At 68.6% G+C, this 13,422-nt stretch carries 8 protein-coding genes and 1 tRNA gene; 6 read left to right on the forward strand and 3 right to left on the reverse strand.

The window, feature by feature from the left end; genetic code table 11:
- The gene (locus K9D25_RS11545) at positions 1 to 5,151 is read right to left on the reverse strand and encodes a trifunctional serine/threonine-protein kinase/ATP-binding protein/sensor histidine kinase (RefSeq protein ID WP_244375274.1); all 5,151 of its coding nucleotides are present in this window, start codon (positions 5,149 to 5,151) and stop codon (positions 1 to 3) included.
- Between the two features lie 210 nt (positions 5,152 to 5,361).
- Between K9D25_RS11545 and K9D25_RS11550 the strand changes: the two genes are divergently transcribed.
- The 4 genes from K9D25_RS11550 to K9D25_RS11565 all read left to right on the forward strand — a co-directional run bounded on the left by K9D25_RS11550 (position 5,362) and on the right by K9D25_RS11565 (position 10,522).
- Positions 5,362 to 6,249 (forward strand): AraC family transcriptional regulator, encoded by an 888-nt coding sequence (locus K9D25_RS11550; RefSeq protein ID WP_244375275.1) that lies wholly within the window; start codon positions 5,362 to 5,364, stop codon positions 6,247 to 6,249.
- A gap of 348 nt (positions 6,250 to 6,597) precedes the next feature.
- Positions 6,598 to 9,366 (forward strand): xanthine dehydrogenase family protein molybdopterin-binding subunit, encoded by a 2,769-nt coding sequence (locus K9D25_RS11555; protein WP_244375276.1) that lies wholly within the window; start codon positions 6,598 to 6,600, stop codon positions 9,364 to 9,366.
- Positions 9,363 to 9,881, forward strand: a complete 519-nt coding sequence (locus K9D25_RS11560; RefSeq protein ID WP_244375277.1) for a (2Fe-2S)-binding protein — start codon at positions 9,363 to 9,365, stop codon at positions 9,879 to 9,881. Before K9D25_RS11555 ends, K9D25_RS11560 begins: the two co-directional genes overlap by 4 nt.
- 14 nt (positions 9,882 to 9,895) lie before the next feature.
- Positions 9,896 to 10,522, forward strand: a complete 627-nt coding sequence (locus K9D25_RS11565; protein ID WP_432207945.1) for an Isoquinoline 1-oxidoreductase subunit — start codon at positions 9,896 to 9,898, stop codon at positions 10,520 to 10,522.
- Positions 10,523 to 10,767: 245 nt separating this feature from the next.
- Here K9D25_RS11565 and K9D25_RS11570 read toward each other — a convergent pair.
- Both K9D25_RS11570 and K9D25_RS11575 read right to left on the reverse strand, forming a co-directional pair.
- Positions 10,768 to 10,842: transfer RNA gene (locus tag K9D25_RS11570), tRNA-Glu, on the reverse strand.
- Between the two features lie 129 nt (positions 10,843 to 10,971).
- A complete protein-coding gene (locus K9D25_RS11575; RefSeq protein WP_244375279.1) occupies positions 10,972 to 11,310 on the reverse strand; it encodes a DUF6476 family protein in 339 nt (112 codons plus the stop codon).
- Between K9D25_RS11575 and K9D25_RS11580 the strand changes: the two genes are divergently transcribed.
- Positions 11,309 to 12,352 (forward strand): RluA family pseudouridine synthase, encoded by a 1,044-nt coding sequence (locus tag K9D25_RS11580; protein WP_244375280.1) that lies wholly within the window; start codon positions 11,309 to 11,311, stop codon positions 12,350 to 12,352. The genes K9D25_RS11575 and K9D25_RS11580 overlap by 2 nt on opposite strands.
- A 150-nt stretch (positions 12,353 to 12,502) precedes the next feature.
- Entirely contained in the window at positions 12,503 to 13,414 is a 912-nt protein-coding gene (gene rpoH / locus K9D25_RS11585; RefSeq protein WP_244375281.1) for an RNA polymerase sigma factor RpoH, read from the forward strand.
- The last annotated feature ends 8 nt before the right edge of the window (positions 13,415 to 13,422 follow it).

The raw sequence follows: 13,422 nt of genomic DNA on the forward strand, positions 1-13,422 counted from the left end.
TCAGCTGGCCGCCTCGGCGTGGAAGGGCAGGCGGAGGCGGAAGGCGCTGCCCCGTCCCTCCACCGACCGCGCGTCCAGCGTGCCGCCATGCAATTCGACGATGGAGCGGCAGATGGCGAGCCCCACCCCCATGCCGGTGGCCTTGGTGGTGAAGAAGGGCTGGAAGATCCGCCCCAGAAGTTCCGGCGCCATGCCGCAGCCGCTGTCCTCGACCGTCACCTCGACCCAGTCCCCGGTCGTGGTGGTGGTGATGCTCAATGTGCGTTCTGCGCGTGCCGGATCGCCCATGGCGTGCAGCGCATTGGTGACGAGGTTGAACATCACCTGCTGCAACTGCACCCGGTCCGCCAGCACGGCGCGGCTTTCCGGGGCGAGGGCGGTGGCGAGCGTCACCCCGGCAGCGGCGATCTCCGGTGCCAGCAGCGCCAGCACCTCCTCGACCACGCTTTCGATCCGCAGCGGGGCGAGCGAGGAGGGCGCCTGCTTCACCAGCGCGCGCAGGGCCTGGAGGATGTCGGCGGCCCGCCGCCCGGCATTGCGAATGCCGTGCAGATTGCTCTTCACCTCCTCCAGATCCGGCTCCGGCCGGTTCATCCAGCGCAGCGCCGCCTCGGCATAGGAGACGATACTGCCGAGCGGCTGGTTGATCTCATGGGCGATGGAGGACGCGAAACTGCCCATGGCGGTCAGTTGGGTGGTGCGCGCCAGTTCGCTGCGGGCCTCGCGCAGGTCGAATTCCGCCCGCGCGCGGCGCAGATTCTCTTCCATCAGGTCGCCATAGAGCCGGGCGGCGTCCAGCGAGATGGCCGCCTGCGGGGCCAGCACGTCGAGCATCGCCATGCGGCGCGGGGTAAACACCTCGGCCGCCAGCGCGTTTTCGAGATAGAGAATGCCGATGAGTTCGCCGCGCTTGAGGAGCGGGATACAGGCGAGCGAGCGGATGCTGCTCCGCCCCATCGACAGGCCGCGATCGGGCGCTTCCAGCGCCGCATCGGCCAGCGTCACCGGCTTGCCCGTGCGCCACACCGTCTGCAGCACGGAGGAGGGCATGAGCTGTTCCGGCGCCGCGTCCGGCCGCAGCTCGATCTCGACCGCCTGGTGACGCACCCGCGCCGCGGCCTCGATGACCGGCGCGCCGCCGCGCAGCAGCAGCAGCAGGCCGAACTGCGCGCCCGCATGCACCACCATGCTCTTCATCAGCGTGCGGACGACCTGTTCCAGCCCGATTTCTTCCGCCAATGCCTGTGAGGCCGACCTGACCACGGCGAGGTCGAGCTGGTTCTGCATCCGCTCCGGCGCGGCGACGCGCGTGTCGGCATCGTCCATGGGCTCCGGCGCGGCGCCGAGCCGCGCGGCCTTGCCATGGGCGCCCCATTGCCGGTAGAAGCGCGCCGCCGCGCGCAGGCAACCCTGCGCCGGCGCCACGAGACGCGCGCCCAGATAGAGCTGCGCAGCCAGTTCGTGGGCGAGGGCCTGGTCGTGGAGGAAGCCGGCGGCGCCCGCCGCGCCGGCGGCCTGTTCGAACAGCGCCGCCGCGCTTTCGAAGCGCCCCTCAAGCCGTGCCGCCTCGGCTTCCAGCAGCAGATGCTTGCCGCCGAAGGTTTCGGGGTTGAGCCGCGCCCAGCCGGCAAAGCGCGCGCGGGCCTCGCTCAGGCCGTCAAGGCGCGCGGCGAGCGGCGCCTCGGCCGGCAGGGTGCGCAGCCTTGCGAGGGCGAGGAAGAAGCAGGATTGCGCCGTGTCGATATGTGCCGCCGCCGCCCAGGCGAGCGCGTCCGCGCGGGTGAGATGGCGCGCGGCGGCGTCGTAATCGCCGCGATAGAAACAGCGCAGCCCGGCGTAATGCTCGGTCCAGAAGCTCGTGGCGACGGAGGAGCTGTGCGAGGCCGGTTCGGCCGGGACGGGCGCGCGGTCCGTCGAGGCGAGATCGTCGACGAAGGCGAGCTGCGCGGCGAGGATCTGCTCGATATCGGCATAGCCGACCTCAGCGGTCTTCGCGAGGCTGTCGACCAGCTCCACCCGCAGCCGGTCCAGCCGCTCGCCAAGGATCAGCAGGTTGGAAGCGATATGGTTGCGGGCATAGCAGGTCATGCCGACATCGCCGGCCGCCTGTCCGATCCGGGCGCCTTCGCGGGCGTGGTCGAGCGCGGTGCGGATCGGCTGGGTCCAGGCGCTGACCTGATCGAGGGCGATGAGCGTTGCCGTGCGCTGCGCCTCATACCCGTCGCGGGCGGCGAGGGTGGTCGCCGCCGCCGCGAGTTCGGCACCGCGCTCATAGGCGGCGTAATGCTGGGCGCTCTGCATGCCGAAGAAAGCGAGGCCATAGGCGGTTTCGGGCGCCAACCCATGAGCGAGGGAGAGTTCGAGAATAGAGATCGTGTGCAGGAAGCGCAGTTCGCCTTCGACGAAGAAGGACGAGATGAGGGTGGAGAGCAGCGCCAGCGCCGCGCGCGCCCGCCGGTCGGTCATGTCGGGCAGCGCCAGCAGCGCGTCGAGGCCCATCGCGTCGAGCCGCTCCCGGCAGGCGTGGTAGCGCGCATCGATCTGTTGGAGGGTCGGTGCCGCGTCGAGCGCGATGTCGAGCTTTCTCAACCCGTCCAGCGCCGCCGCGATCGCCTCGGGATAGGCGCTCTTGACCGTCAAGGCCAGCGCGCGAAGGCGTTGGATGTCGGCGAGGTCGAAGGCGTCGCGCGCCAGCGCCGGCAGGGCGTCCAGCGCGTCGAGCGCCTCCTCGACCTGCGCCAGCGCCAGCAGGCAGTCGCAGCGCAGCCATTCCACGTCGAAGCCGGGCAGCGCTCCGGCCTCAGCCGGATCGGCGGCCATGCGCCGGATCAGGTCCACGCAGTGCAGCGCGCGCTCGGCATCGCCCGCGCTCCGGCACAGCCGCGCCGCCACCATGACGATGCGGGCGAAGCGAGCGCGGTCCTGCGCGGAAAGGCTGTCGAGCTCGCAGCGTTCGATCTGGGCGGCGATATCGAGGGCGAGGTTGCGGTCGGTCGCGATGTCGCCGGCGGCCAGCAGCCGCGCATTGTTGAGATGCTCGCGCGCCCGGTGCTCCGGCGTCATCCGCGCATAGGCCGCTTCCAGCACCCGGTCATGGACGATGGCGTAATCCGCCCCCACCCGGTGCAGCAGGCCCGCGGCGACCAGCGCGCCGGCGGCGCTCGCGGCCTGCTCGACGCTGATGCCTGACAGCCGCGCCGCCGCGGCCGCTGAGCAGCGCCCGCCGAGACTAGCGCAATGCTGGAGGACGCCACGCTGGAGCGGTGACAGCGCGTCGATGCGCCGGTTCATCAGGTCGGGAATGCCCTGCGGCTGGCCGAGGCGTTCGGCGTCCCACACCCACTCATGGCGCTCCGCGTCGAACCGCAGAATGCGCTCGTCGCGCAGCCTTTGCAGCAACTGGCCGGCATGGAACGGATTGCCCCCGGCCTCGCGGTGGACGATCTCGGCGAGGCCGCGCACCTCCTCCGCCGTGCTCTTGAGCGTGAAGGCGACCAACTCGGCCGTGTCGCGAGCCGCGAGCGGTTGCAGGCGCACTTCCGGTGCCGCACGAACGGCCGCATCGAGCAGCTCGCGCAGGTTCATCCGATGGCGCGCCTCCGTGCGGTAGGAACCAATCACCAGCACATGGGCGGGCGGCGCGTCGCAGAGCTGGCGCAGCACGGCGAGGCTGGCATGGTCGAACCATTGCAGGTCGTCGAAGAACAGCACCACCGGGTTCTCCGGCGCGGCGAGGGCGCCGAAGGTCTCGATGAAGATTCGCGCCAAGCGGGCCTGCGCCAGTTGCGCGGGGACATCGCGCGGGGCGGAGGCGTCCGGCGGCAGGAAGGGCAGGTCCGGCGCCAGTTCGGCGAGGAGCCGGCCGCATCCGCTCACGGTGGCGAGGCGCGCCTGCGCGGCCGTGAGCGCGGTGGCGTCCCCGGCCATAAACTGCGCCAGTATCCGCCGCAGTGCCTGCCGCAGCGGCGCGAGGGGCGCGCCCTGCCGCAATTGCACGCCCTTGGCGGCGGCACAGATCACGCCCTGGCCCCGCAGCTCGGTCAGAAAGGTCTCGACCAGCGTGGATTTGCCGGCGCCGGGCGGGCCGGACACCAGCAGGACATGCGGCGCCGCAGCAGCACGGAAAGCCGCATAAGCCTCGGCCAGAGCCCGGCTCTCCTCCCGCCGCCCGAACAGCCGTGTGGCGACCTGCGCGGCATCGGCGAACTCCCCGCGCGCGAGGGGGAAGGTCTCCGCCTGTCCGTTGCGGTCGAGCGCGCGCGCCACGCGCCGCAGATCGGCCGCCAGCGCCTCGGCGGTCTGGTAGCGCGCGCGGGCGTCCTTGCTCAGCAGCTTGAGCAGGAGGGCGTCGAGCACGGGCGGCACGTCCGGCCGCCGCTGCCGCACCGAGGGCGCTTCCATCGCCACATGGGCGTGAAGCCAGCCGGCGAGGCCATCGGCGGCCAGAGGCAGCGCGCCGGTCAGCTGCTCGTAGAGAATGACGCCGATGGCGTAGAGGTCGGCACGGGCATCGGCCGGCGCCGGATCGGTGCGCAGCAATTCGGGCGCGGCATAGGGCAGCTCCTGCCGCAGCGTCGCGTGGTCCTGCGCAGGGCCGGCGCCCGCGCCGGCACCAGCCTCGAACTCGGCGAAACGCACACGCATGTCCGCGTCGAGCAACAGCCGTCCCGGCACCAGCGCGCCATGAACGACACCAGCCGCGTGCAGCCGCGCCAGCGCGCTCGCCACCGCCACGGCGAGGGCGAGAAAGTCGGCAAGGCCGGCCTTGCCTAGGGCGAGGTCCGCGAGGGTGCGTCGCTTAGGGTGGGGATAGGCGAGGGCGAACCTCTCCGGCGCGCCGAGAAAGGCCGGGACCTCGGCGAGGTCTTCGCCCAGCCGTAGGGCGAGAGCGGCGCCAAGCTGCAGCCGGCAGGCCGCCGCGCTGTTCCAGCGCGCGCTGCGGATGAGCCAGCTTCCGCCCTCCGCGTCGAGCGCGTGCCAGCTCTCGATCCCCGCCTCGACGGTCCGTGCCGTTACCCTCAGGCGCCCCCACCATTCGTCGCCCTTGACGCCGAGGCGACCAACGAGCTCATTACTGAGAAGGTAGGCGGTGCCGGGGGCGCTGGCGATGCCGGCGTCCTCGACATGCTGCGCGGGGGTCCTGGAGTTCATCGTCATCTCCGTCCGCTCCGCTCCACCCTGCCGGCGCCGTGTCGCAAGGGGGAGCGGAAACTACAGGGCCATAACGTGCCGCAGCCCTGCGGCGGCGTCTTTGCCGGGATCGGCATTGTGTTTGCTTGGATTGACGTGGTTGATCCCGGCACCGCACGGCCTCGGGATCGAAATGTGAGAGTGCAGCCCATGCGAACGAGGATGTGACACATGGCGAGCGTGCACGATTTTGGCCGCCGCAAGTTTCCCCGGGCCGAGCTTCTGTTCAGTTCCGCGCGGCGCAACTGGTCGGGGATGGCGGCCGAGATCCGCAACCATCCGGCGGGCGAGATACCGCCGCCCGTTCCGCAACAGATGGAAATCACTCTGGCCCTGCGCGGCGCGGAGGGCGCGCGGGTGCAGCGCCGGGCGGGCGGGGAACTTCAGGACACGGCCGTACGGCGCGGCACGGTATGGCTGTGCCCTATCGGGGTCGTTGAAGACTCCATCCGCATCACCGACGACCTGCAGGACGTGCTGCACATCTATATCGGCCGCGAGGTGTTCGCCGACATGTCGCGCGACCTCTCGCGCCCGGTGGCGCCGGAAGAGATCGCCTATCGCGCGGATGTCGACGACGATTTTCTCCGGCAAGTCGGCTTCCGCGTTCAGGCCGAGCTGGAACAGGAAAGCTCGGCCGGCCGGCTGCTGGTCGACAGCCTGACCCGCGCCCTCGCGGCGCATCTCGTCTCGCTCTATGCGGGCGAGCGGCGCCCGCCATTGGGCGACGTGTCGCTCGACCGCAACCGGCTGCGCCGTGTCATCGACTACATCAACGACAACATCGAATCCGAACTGCTGCTGGCCGAGCTTTCGGACATTGCCTGCCTGAGCGTGCATCATTTCGCCCGCGCCTTCCGCTCCGCCATGGGTGTGCCGCCGCACCGCTTCATCAGTTCCCTGCGGGTGGAACGGGCGCAGGATTTGCTGCTGCACAGCGATTTAAGCCTGGCGGAAATCGCCCATGCCTGCCGCTTTTCCTCGCAATCGACCTTCACGCGGGCTTTTCGCCGCCATGTCGGCATCTCCCCCGGCGAGTTCCGGCGCGGGGCGAAGTGAGGCGAGGCCAAGCTCGCAACCCCGGCACAGGGCGGAGCCGGAGAAACCCGCCTGCGGCCAACGTCGCCGCCTTCCCGGCGATCAGCGAGGACCAGGGCGGTCGCGGCCACGATCAGACGGGCCTGGCCGCAGCCGCCGTTCGCGCGCTGCGCTGTTGACTTGAGAGCGTTTCTAAGATGATCTGATGGTGCTGTGGCGGTTCAGGGGGCGTCAATACATGCGTGACCCTGATTTTCGCGGCAATATGTGCAAGGTCCACGTGGATGAACGTCCAAGTGACGCGCATCTAAATACCATTTTTGATTTAGTTTTGCATATTTGCGCAGTGCTGACCTGAAAGAACATCTTATGCGACCTTCGCGCCGCGATTTTCTGAAGCTGGCTTCGGTCTGCGGCATTTCGCTTTCCGTCGCGCCGGTCGCGAGCGCTCAGGTTCCAGACTTCACCACACGCGAGACGCTTCCGGGACGCGGCGTCGCGCATCCCGCATTGGGCCGCGTCGACGGCGTCGCCAAAGTCACCGGCGGCAAGCTCTATGCCGCCGATTTTCGGGCCGCCGATCTGCCGGGGTGGCCGGCCACGACCCACCATGCGCTGCTGGTGCGGGCGCCGGATGCCACGCATCTCTATGAAGGACTCGATCTGGCGGCGCTCCCGCCCCAGGCGACGCCAACACTCGTGGTGACGGCGGAAGACATCAAGCGCATCGGCGCGCGTGTGCCGGAGTTCTATGCCGGCGACCTGTTCTGCCCGGTCGGCACCACGCCGCTCTATCTCGGCCAGCCCGTCGCGTTGCTGCTGTTCGAGACCTTCGATGCCTATGATGTCGCCCGCGTCGCCTTCCGCGCCGGCAACTTGCTGAAGTTCGGCAAGGAGACCGGGCCGCTGGCGGGGGCGAATTATGGCGCCTTTCGCTTTACCCGTGTCGCCGGTGCTGAACCCGGTGCGCCGGACATCTACTCGCCGCTGCAGGAAGGCTGGATCAGCCCCGGCTTCGTCGACGGCGGTTCGGGCCGGCCGATCTGGCGGGTGCTGCCGGATGAGAAGGGCCCCGACTATGTCAAAGGCGCCGCCTATGGCGAGGCGATCCGCGCGGAGCTCGAGGCCGTCAATCCGGCGGTGCTGACGCTTGACCGTTCGTTCGAGACGCAGTCGGTCGATCCGATGTTTCTTGAACCGGAAACGGGGCTTGCCTGGTACGACCCGGCGACCAAGACGCTCGACATGGTCATCGGCGTGCAGTCGCCCTTCGAGGCGGCGGAGGCGGTAGCCCATCTGCTCGGCGCGGCGCAGGCCGACCACAAGCCCGCCACGATCAACACGCGCTTCTGCTATGTCGGGGGAGGTTTCGGCGGGCGAGACCATACGCCCTTTCCGCTCTATGTCGCGCTGGCGGCCATGTTCTTCCCCGGACGCCCGGTGCGGCTCGCCCATGACCGGTTTCAGCAGTTTCAGGGCGGGGTGAAGCGCCACGCGTTCAAGATGCGCTCGCAGATCGGCGTCGACCGCAAAAGCGGCCTGATCACCGCCTTTGCGGCCGATCATGTGCTCGATGGTGGCGGGCTTGCGAACTATTCCGTCAGCGTCGCGGTGGTCGGGGCCACCGGCGCCATCGGCATGTATGCCGTCCCCAAGGTCGACGTCACCACCGTTGCCGAGCATACGCGCGGCGTCACCGCCGGCTCGATGCGCGGCTACGGCACGCTGCAGACGATGACGGCGCTGGAGACGCTGGTGGATGAAGCCTGCACGGCGCTCTCGCTCGACCCTATCGAGTTCCGCCGCAGGAACGCGCTCAAGGTCGGGGCGCGCACCATGACCGGCAATCCCTATTCCGTCTCGGTCCGCGCGCCTGAAATTCTCGACAGGCTGCAGACGCAGGCGATCTGGCGAGATCGGGCCAGGGAGAAGGCGGCGGCACGCAGCGGATTCCTCATCGGCACCGGCGTCGCGTGCGCGGCGAAAGACTACGGCACCGGCGCGGATTGCTCGCTCGGCGCCGTCTCTATCGATCCGCAGGGGCGTGTCTCGATCAATGGCGACGCGGTCGAGATGGGCAATGGTATTGGCACGGCACTGGCGAACCGTGTCGCCACCCATATCGGTGCAATTGCCGACGAAGTGACCGTCGCGCAGATCGACGTGTTCGACGGGCTCGAACTGGTGACCTCGGGCGATCCCTATTCGATATCGCAGGCCGATCAGGACCAGGCCGCGCGCGACCCGCGCTGGGTGCCGGCCATCTCGTCCGCCACCAGCGCCTCCATCGGCGCGCATGTCGGCACGCAGGCCGCGGCGGAGGCCGCACGTGTGGTGTTCCGATTTGGCTTGTGGCCGGCGGCGCTGGCGCTGTGGGGTGTCGCGCCCCATGATCCGCGCGCCGAGCGGTGGACCGAGGCCTATTGGCAGGGCGAGACGCTGCTGTTCTCGGGGCTCCCGCCGCTTCGGCTGAAGGCCCTTGCGGCGAAAGCTCACGAGCAGGGGGGCGTGACGGGTGCGATGGCGCACGCCTTCTCGCGCTGGGCCTGGGCGGAAGCGACCTTTGCGCTCCCCGAGGGCGAGTGGAGCGCCGAGATCGATGCGCTGGCCGTGCGGCGCGGCAGCGGCCGCTATCAGCGGCTGGACCGCAAGGCGGTGGCCTTCCCGCCGGCGGACTACAACCGGATCGGCACCGCCTTCGCCTCGATGTGCGGGACCTCGGTGCGGATCGAAATCGAGCGCGCGACAGGCATTCTGCGGATCGTCAAGGCGTACAGCGTGCTTGAATGCGGCAAGGCCCTGGTTCCGGAAGTCGTGCTCGGCCAGGCGCAGGGTGGCTTCGCCATGGGCGTTGGCTATGCGCTGCTGGAGGATCTGCCGCCCTTCGAGGATGGGCCGGGCAATGGCACGTGGAACCTCGGCCAATATGTCGTCGCGCGGGGCTCCGATCTGCCGCTGCACGATCTCGATATCGAGGTGCTGCCGCCGCTCGCTGCCAATGAGCCGCCCAAGGGAATGGCCGAGGTGGTGATGATCCCGGTCGTGCCGGCGCTGCTCAACGCGATCTTTGATGCGACGGGTCATCGTTTCTACGCGCTGCCGGTGACGCCCGAGATGATCAAGGGAGTGCTCGCGTGACGATGTTGTCGCTGACGATCAATGGTCGCGCGGTTGGCCCGCTGGACGTTCGCCCGGACCTGTCGATGAACGACTTCCTGCGCGAAGTGCTCGGCATGACCGGCACCAAGTTCGGCTGCGGGGCGGCGCAGTGCCTGAGTTGTGCCGTGATCGTCGATCTCGATGACGGCACCAGCGTGACAAGGCCGACCTGTGTCGTCCCGGCGCTCGATTTCAACAACCAGACGATCCGGACCGTGGAAGGCCATGCCGTCAACGGTGTGCTGACGCCGTTGCAAGTGAGCTTTGTCGAGCATTTCGCCTTCCAGTGCGGCTATTGCACCCCCGGCTTTCTCAATGAGGGGCAAGTGCTGCTGGAGCGGCTGGAAAAGCAGAAAGTGGCGCGCGCGGATCTCGAGCGCACCATCATGGAAGCGCTGGACGGCCATATCTGCCGTTGCTCCGGCTATGTGAAATATCATCAGGCAGTGCGCGATGTGATCCTTGCCGATCCTTCGCGCTTCCTCGCGGCGTGACGGCGGCCATGACGATGAACAAGCGCCATCTGATGTTGTGGGGGGCGGTGGTGACGGTCAGCGTGCTGACGGCCGGCATCACCAGTCGGAACGGGCTGGCGACCCCGACCGACACCCCGGCGAATGCGCTGGCGTCACCTGAGAGCTTTGCGACGATCGCCGATCCCGCCACGCGCTCGGCGGCCTATTTCACCGAACTCGGCAAGGTGCTGACCAGCCCGCGCTGCACCAACTGCCATCCGGCCACGGATCGTCCCCGGCAGGGCGACGCCAAGCGGCTGCACCAGCCGCCGGTCTATCGTGGCGTCGACGGTATGGGGCTCGCCAGCCTGCGCTGTTCCAGCTGCCATGGCGGGGCGAATTTCGATCCGGCCGGGATGCCGGGTCATCCCGCCTGGCATCTCGCGCCCGCGGAAATGGCGTGGGAGGGCCGGACCGTCGCGCAGATCTGTGAGCAGATCAAGGATCCCGCCCGCAATGGCGGCAGGTCGCTGCACGAGCTGATCGAGCATATCGGCGATGACACGCTGGTCGGCTGGGCGTGGCATCCCGGCCCCGGACGAACGCCGGCGCCGGGCACGCAGGCCGAGGCCAAGGCGCTGGTGATCGCCTGGGTCGAGAGCGGAGCCGCCTGTCCCTGACACGCGACTGAAAGTCGAGACCGGCAAGGGTGAACTCAGGACAACGCTTCGCGTCGCCTCTCCCTCGCCGACGCGCTGGCGAACCGGATGCGGCCTGGGTGGGACGCTCCAGGCCGATCTGGCGAACGTCGGCGGCCCGGATGGCGAGCAACCGGCAGGGCATCCACACATCATGATCGGTTCTGGAAAGAGCCGTACTCGCCGATCAAGCCACCCATTCGGGTGTCCGCGGTTCTGTACGGAAATGGCGCGCCCACGGGGAATCGAACCCCGGTTTTCGCCGTGAGAGGGCGACGTCCTGACCGCTAGACGATGGGCGCATCTAGGCAGGCCGGTCTCTTAGAGCGCTTTGCCGGCCGGATCAAGGGGGCGGGCGAAATGAGACGATCTTTTCAACCGGCCAGCTTCGGTGTCGCCGTAAAGACCCGCGCGGCGCCGGGTGAAGTGCTTCACGGCGTGCTGGCGAAACCGAGCACCCCACGCGGCGCGCGGGTCTCGAGATCGAACAGATGCGTCTCCACGCGCCCGTCACGCAAAACCGTCACGGCGATCAGGTCGCCGGAAACGACGGCCGCGCGCACCTCCGCACCCTTGGGCAACTGGATCGTGCCGGCGATTTCCGCCGGCGCGCTTTTCCTGCCGCTCATCAGCTTGTATCCGATGGCCCCGAAGACGGCGAGAAAGCCCAGAAGCATGATAAGCCCGGAAAAGGCGGCGAAGCGGCGCATGCGGCGCAGCACGCGCTCGGCCGCGGGGTCGAGCGTGTCGTCGGAATCAGGAGAAGTCATGCCGGCACCGGAACTCAACGAGGAGATGGACGATGACGCGCCGGAGGCGGTCGCGAGCCGCGTCGATATCACCGTCGGGCCCGAGGATGAAGGCCTTCGCCTCGATCGCGTGCTGGCGCGCCACCTGCCGGAACTCAGCCGTACGCGCCTTCAGGCGTTGATCGGCGAGGGGAGGGTCCTTCGCGGCGACAAGCCGGTGGCCGGTGGTTCAGCCAAGGCGATAGCCGGTGAAACATATAGCGTCGAGGTGCCGGAGCCCGAGGACGCCACGCCGGCCGCGCAGGACATTCCCCTCGTCATCGTCTATGAGGACGATCATCTGATCGTCGTCGACAAGCCCGCCGGCATGGTGGTGCACCCCGCCCCGGGCAGCCCGGACGGCACGCTGGTCAATGCGCTGCTGTTCCATTGCGGCGCCAGCCTGTCCGGCATTGGCGGCGTGCGCCGGCCCGGAATCGTCCATCGGCTGGACAAGGACACGTCGGGCCTGCTCGTCGTGGCCAAGAACGACCGTACGCACAAGGCGCTCGCCGCCCAGTTCGCCGATCATGGCCGTACAGGGCCGCTGGAGCGCGCCTATCTTGCTTTCGTCTGGGGCGCGCCGGATTTGCCAAGCGGGACGGTGGACGCCCCTCTCGCCCGCCATCCCGTGGCGCGGGAGCGCATCGCGGTGCGCAGCGGCGGGCGCTTCGCCATCACCCATTGGCAGCGCCTCGCGGCGTACGCGGATACGCTCGGCCGGCCGATCGCCACACTGGTGGAGTGTCAGCTGGAAACCGGTCGCACACATCAGATTCGCGTGCACATGGCCCATATCGGCCATCCCCTGCTCGGGGACGCGCTTTATGGCGTCGGCCAGCGCACGCGCGCGAGCCGCCTTCCCGAAGCGGCGCGAGAAGCGCTCGACGGGCTCGGCCGGCAGGCGCTGCATGCGGCCCGGCTCGGGTTCGAGCATCCCGCCACGGGCGAAGTCCTGTCGTTCGAAAGTGCTTTGCCGCCGGACCTTGCCCGCCTTGAGGAGGTGCTGGCTGCGGGCGGCTGACGTGCCCGCCTCAACGTATCGTGACCCCGTAACGCCTTGCGCTTTCGCAAATTCGGCTTCTTCCTGCTATTATAAATTCGAGGCCGGCTGACAAGCGGCCGCATGGCGGTCGCCCGCTGATGGGGACCGCGAGAGAAGGAGGGTGCAGTCATGGCCCGTTCCGCTATGAGCCTACCGTCCGCCGAAGGTGGCCTGAGCCGCTACCTCGCGGAAATCCGCCGGTTCCCGATGCTGGAGCCGCAGGAAGAATATATGCTCGCCAAGCGCTGGCGCGAGCATGAGGATCCCGACGCCGCGCATCGTCTCGTCACCAGCCATCTGCGGCTCGTGGCCAAGATCGCCATGGGCTATCGCGGCTACGGCCTGCCGATCTCCGAGGTGATCTCGGAGGGCAATGTCGGCCTGATGCAGGCGGTGAAGCGCTTCGAGCCGGACAAGGGCTTCCGCCTTGCCACCTATGCCATGTGGTGGATCAAGGCCTCGATCCAGGAGTACATCCTGCGCTCGTGGAGCCTGGTGAAGATGGGCACCACGGCGGCGCAGAAGAAGCTTTTCTTCAACCTGCGTAAAGCAAAGAGCCAGATTTCGGCGCTGGAAGAGGGGGATCTTCGTCCCGACCAGGTGCAGCAGATCGCGACCAAGCTCGGCGTTACCGAGCAGGAAGTGATCGAAATGAACCGTCGTCTTGGCGGAGACGCGTCTCTGAACTCGCCTCTTCGCGGAGATGTCGAGGGGGGCGGGGAGTGGCAGGACTGGCTGGCGGATGATCGCGACAGTCAGGAGTCCGTTCTCGTCGAGCATGAGGAGATGGACAACCGCCGCAGCGCACTCTCGGGCGCGCTTTCCGTGCTCAATGAGCGCGAGCGGCGCATCTTCGAGGCGCGGCGGCTGTCCGACGACCCGATGACGCTGGAAGACCTCGCCGCCGAGTTCGGCGTGTCGCGCGAGCGTGTGCGGCAGATCGAGGTGCGCGCCTTCGAGAAGGTGCAGAAGGCGGTCATCGACCGCGTGCACCAGATGGAGACGGCGCCGATGCGGCAGGATCATTCCCCCGCCATGTGACACGGCAG

This window comes from Ancylobacter polymorphus, from assembly GCF_022836935.1.
Taxonomy (GTDB): Bacteria; Pseudomonadota; Alphaproteobacteria; order Rhizobiales; family Xanthobacteraceae; genus Ancylobacter; species Ancylobacter polymorphus_A.

Excerpts from the sequence above, each read along its gene's own strand:
- K9D25_RS11550 (WP_244375275.1), top strand. The coding sequence starts at position 5,362 with ATGGCGAGCGTGCACGATTTTGGCCGCCGCAAGTTTCCCCGGGCCGAG.
- rpoH (WP_244375281.1), top strand. The coding sequence starts at position 12,503 with ATGGCCCGTTCCGCTATGAGCCTACCGTCCGCCGAAGGTGGCCTGAGC.
- K9D25_RS11580 (WP_244375280.1), top strand. The coding sequence starts at position 11,309 with ATGCCGGCACCGGAACTCAACGAGGAGATGGACGATGACGCGCCGGAG.
- K9D25_RS11545 (WP_244375274.1), bottom strand. The coding sequence starts at position 5,151 with ATGAACTCCAGGACCCCCGCGCAGCATGTCGAGGACGCCGGCATCGCC.
- K9D25_RS11555 (WP_244375276.1), top strand. The coding sequence starts at position 6,598 with ATGCGACCTTCGCGCCGCGATTTTCTGAAGCTGGCTTCGGTCTGCGGC.
- K9D25_RS11575 (WP_244375279.1), bottom strand. The coding sequence starts at position 11,310 with ATGACTTCTCCTGATTCCGACGACACGCTCGACCCCGCGGCCGAGCGC.
- K9D25_RS11565 (WP_432207945.1), top strand. The coding sequence starts at position 9,896 with ATGAACAAGCGCCATCTGATGTTGTGGGGGGCGGTGGTGACGGTCAGC.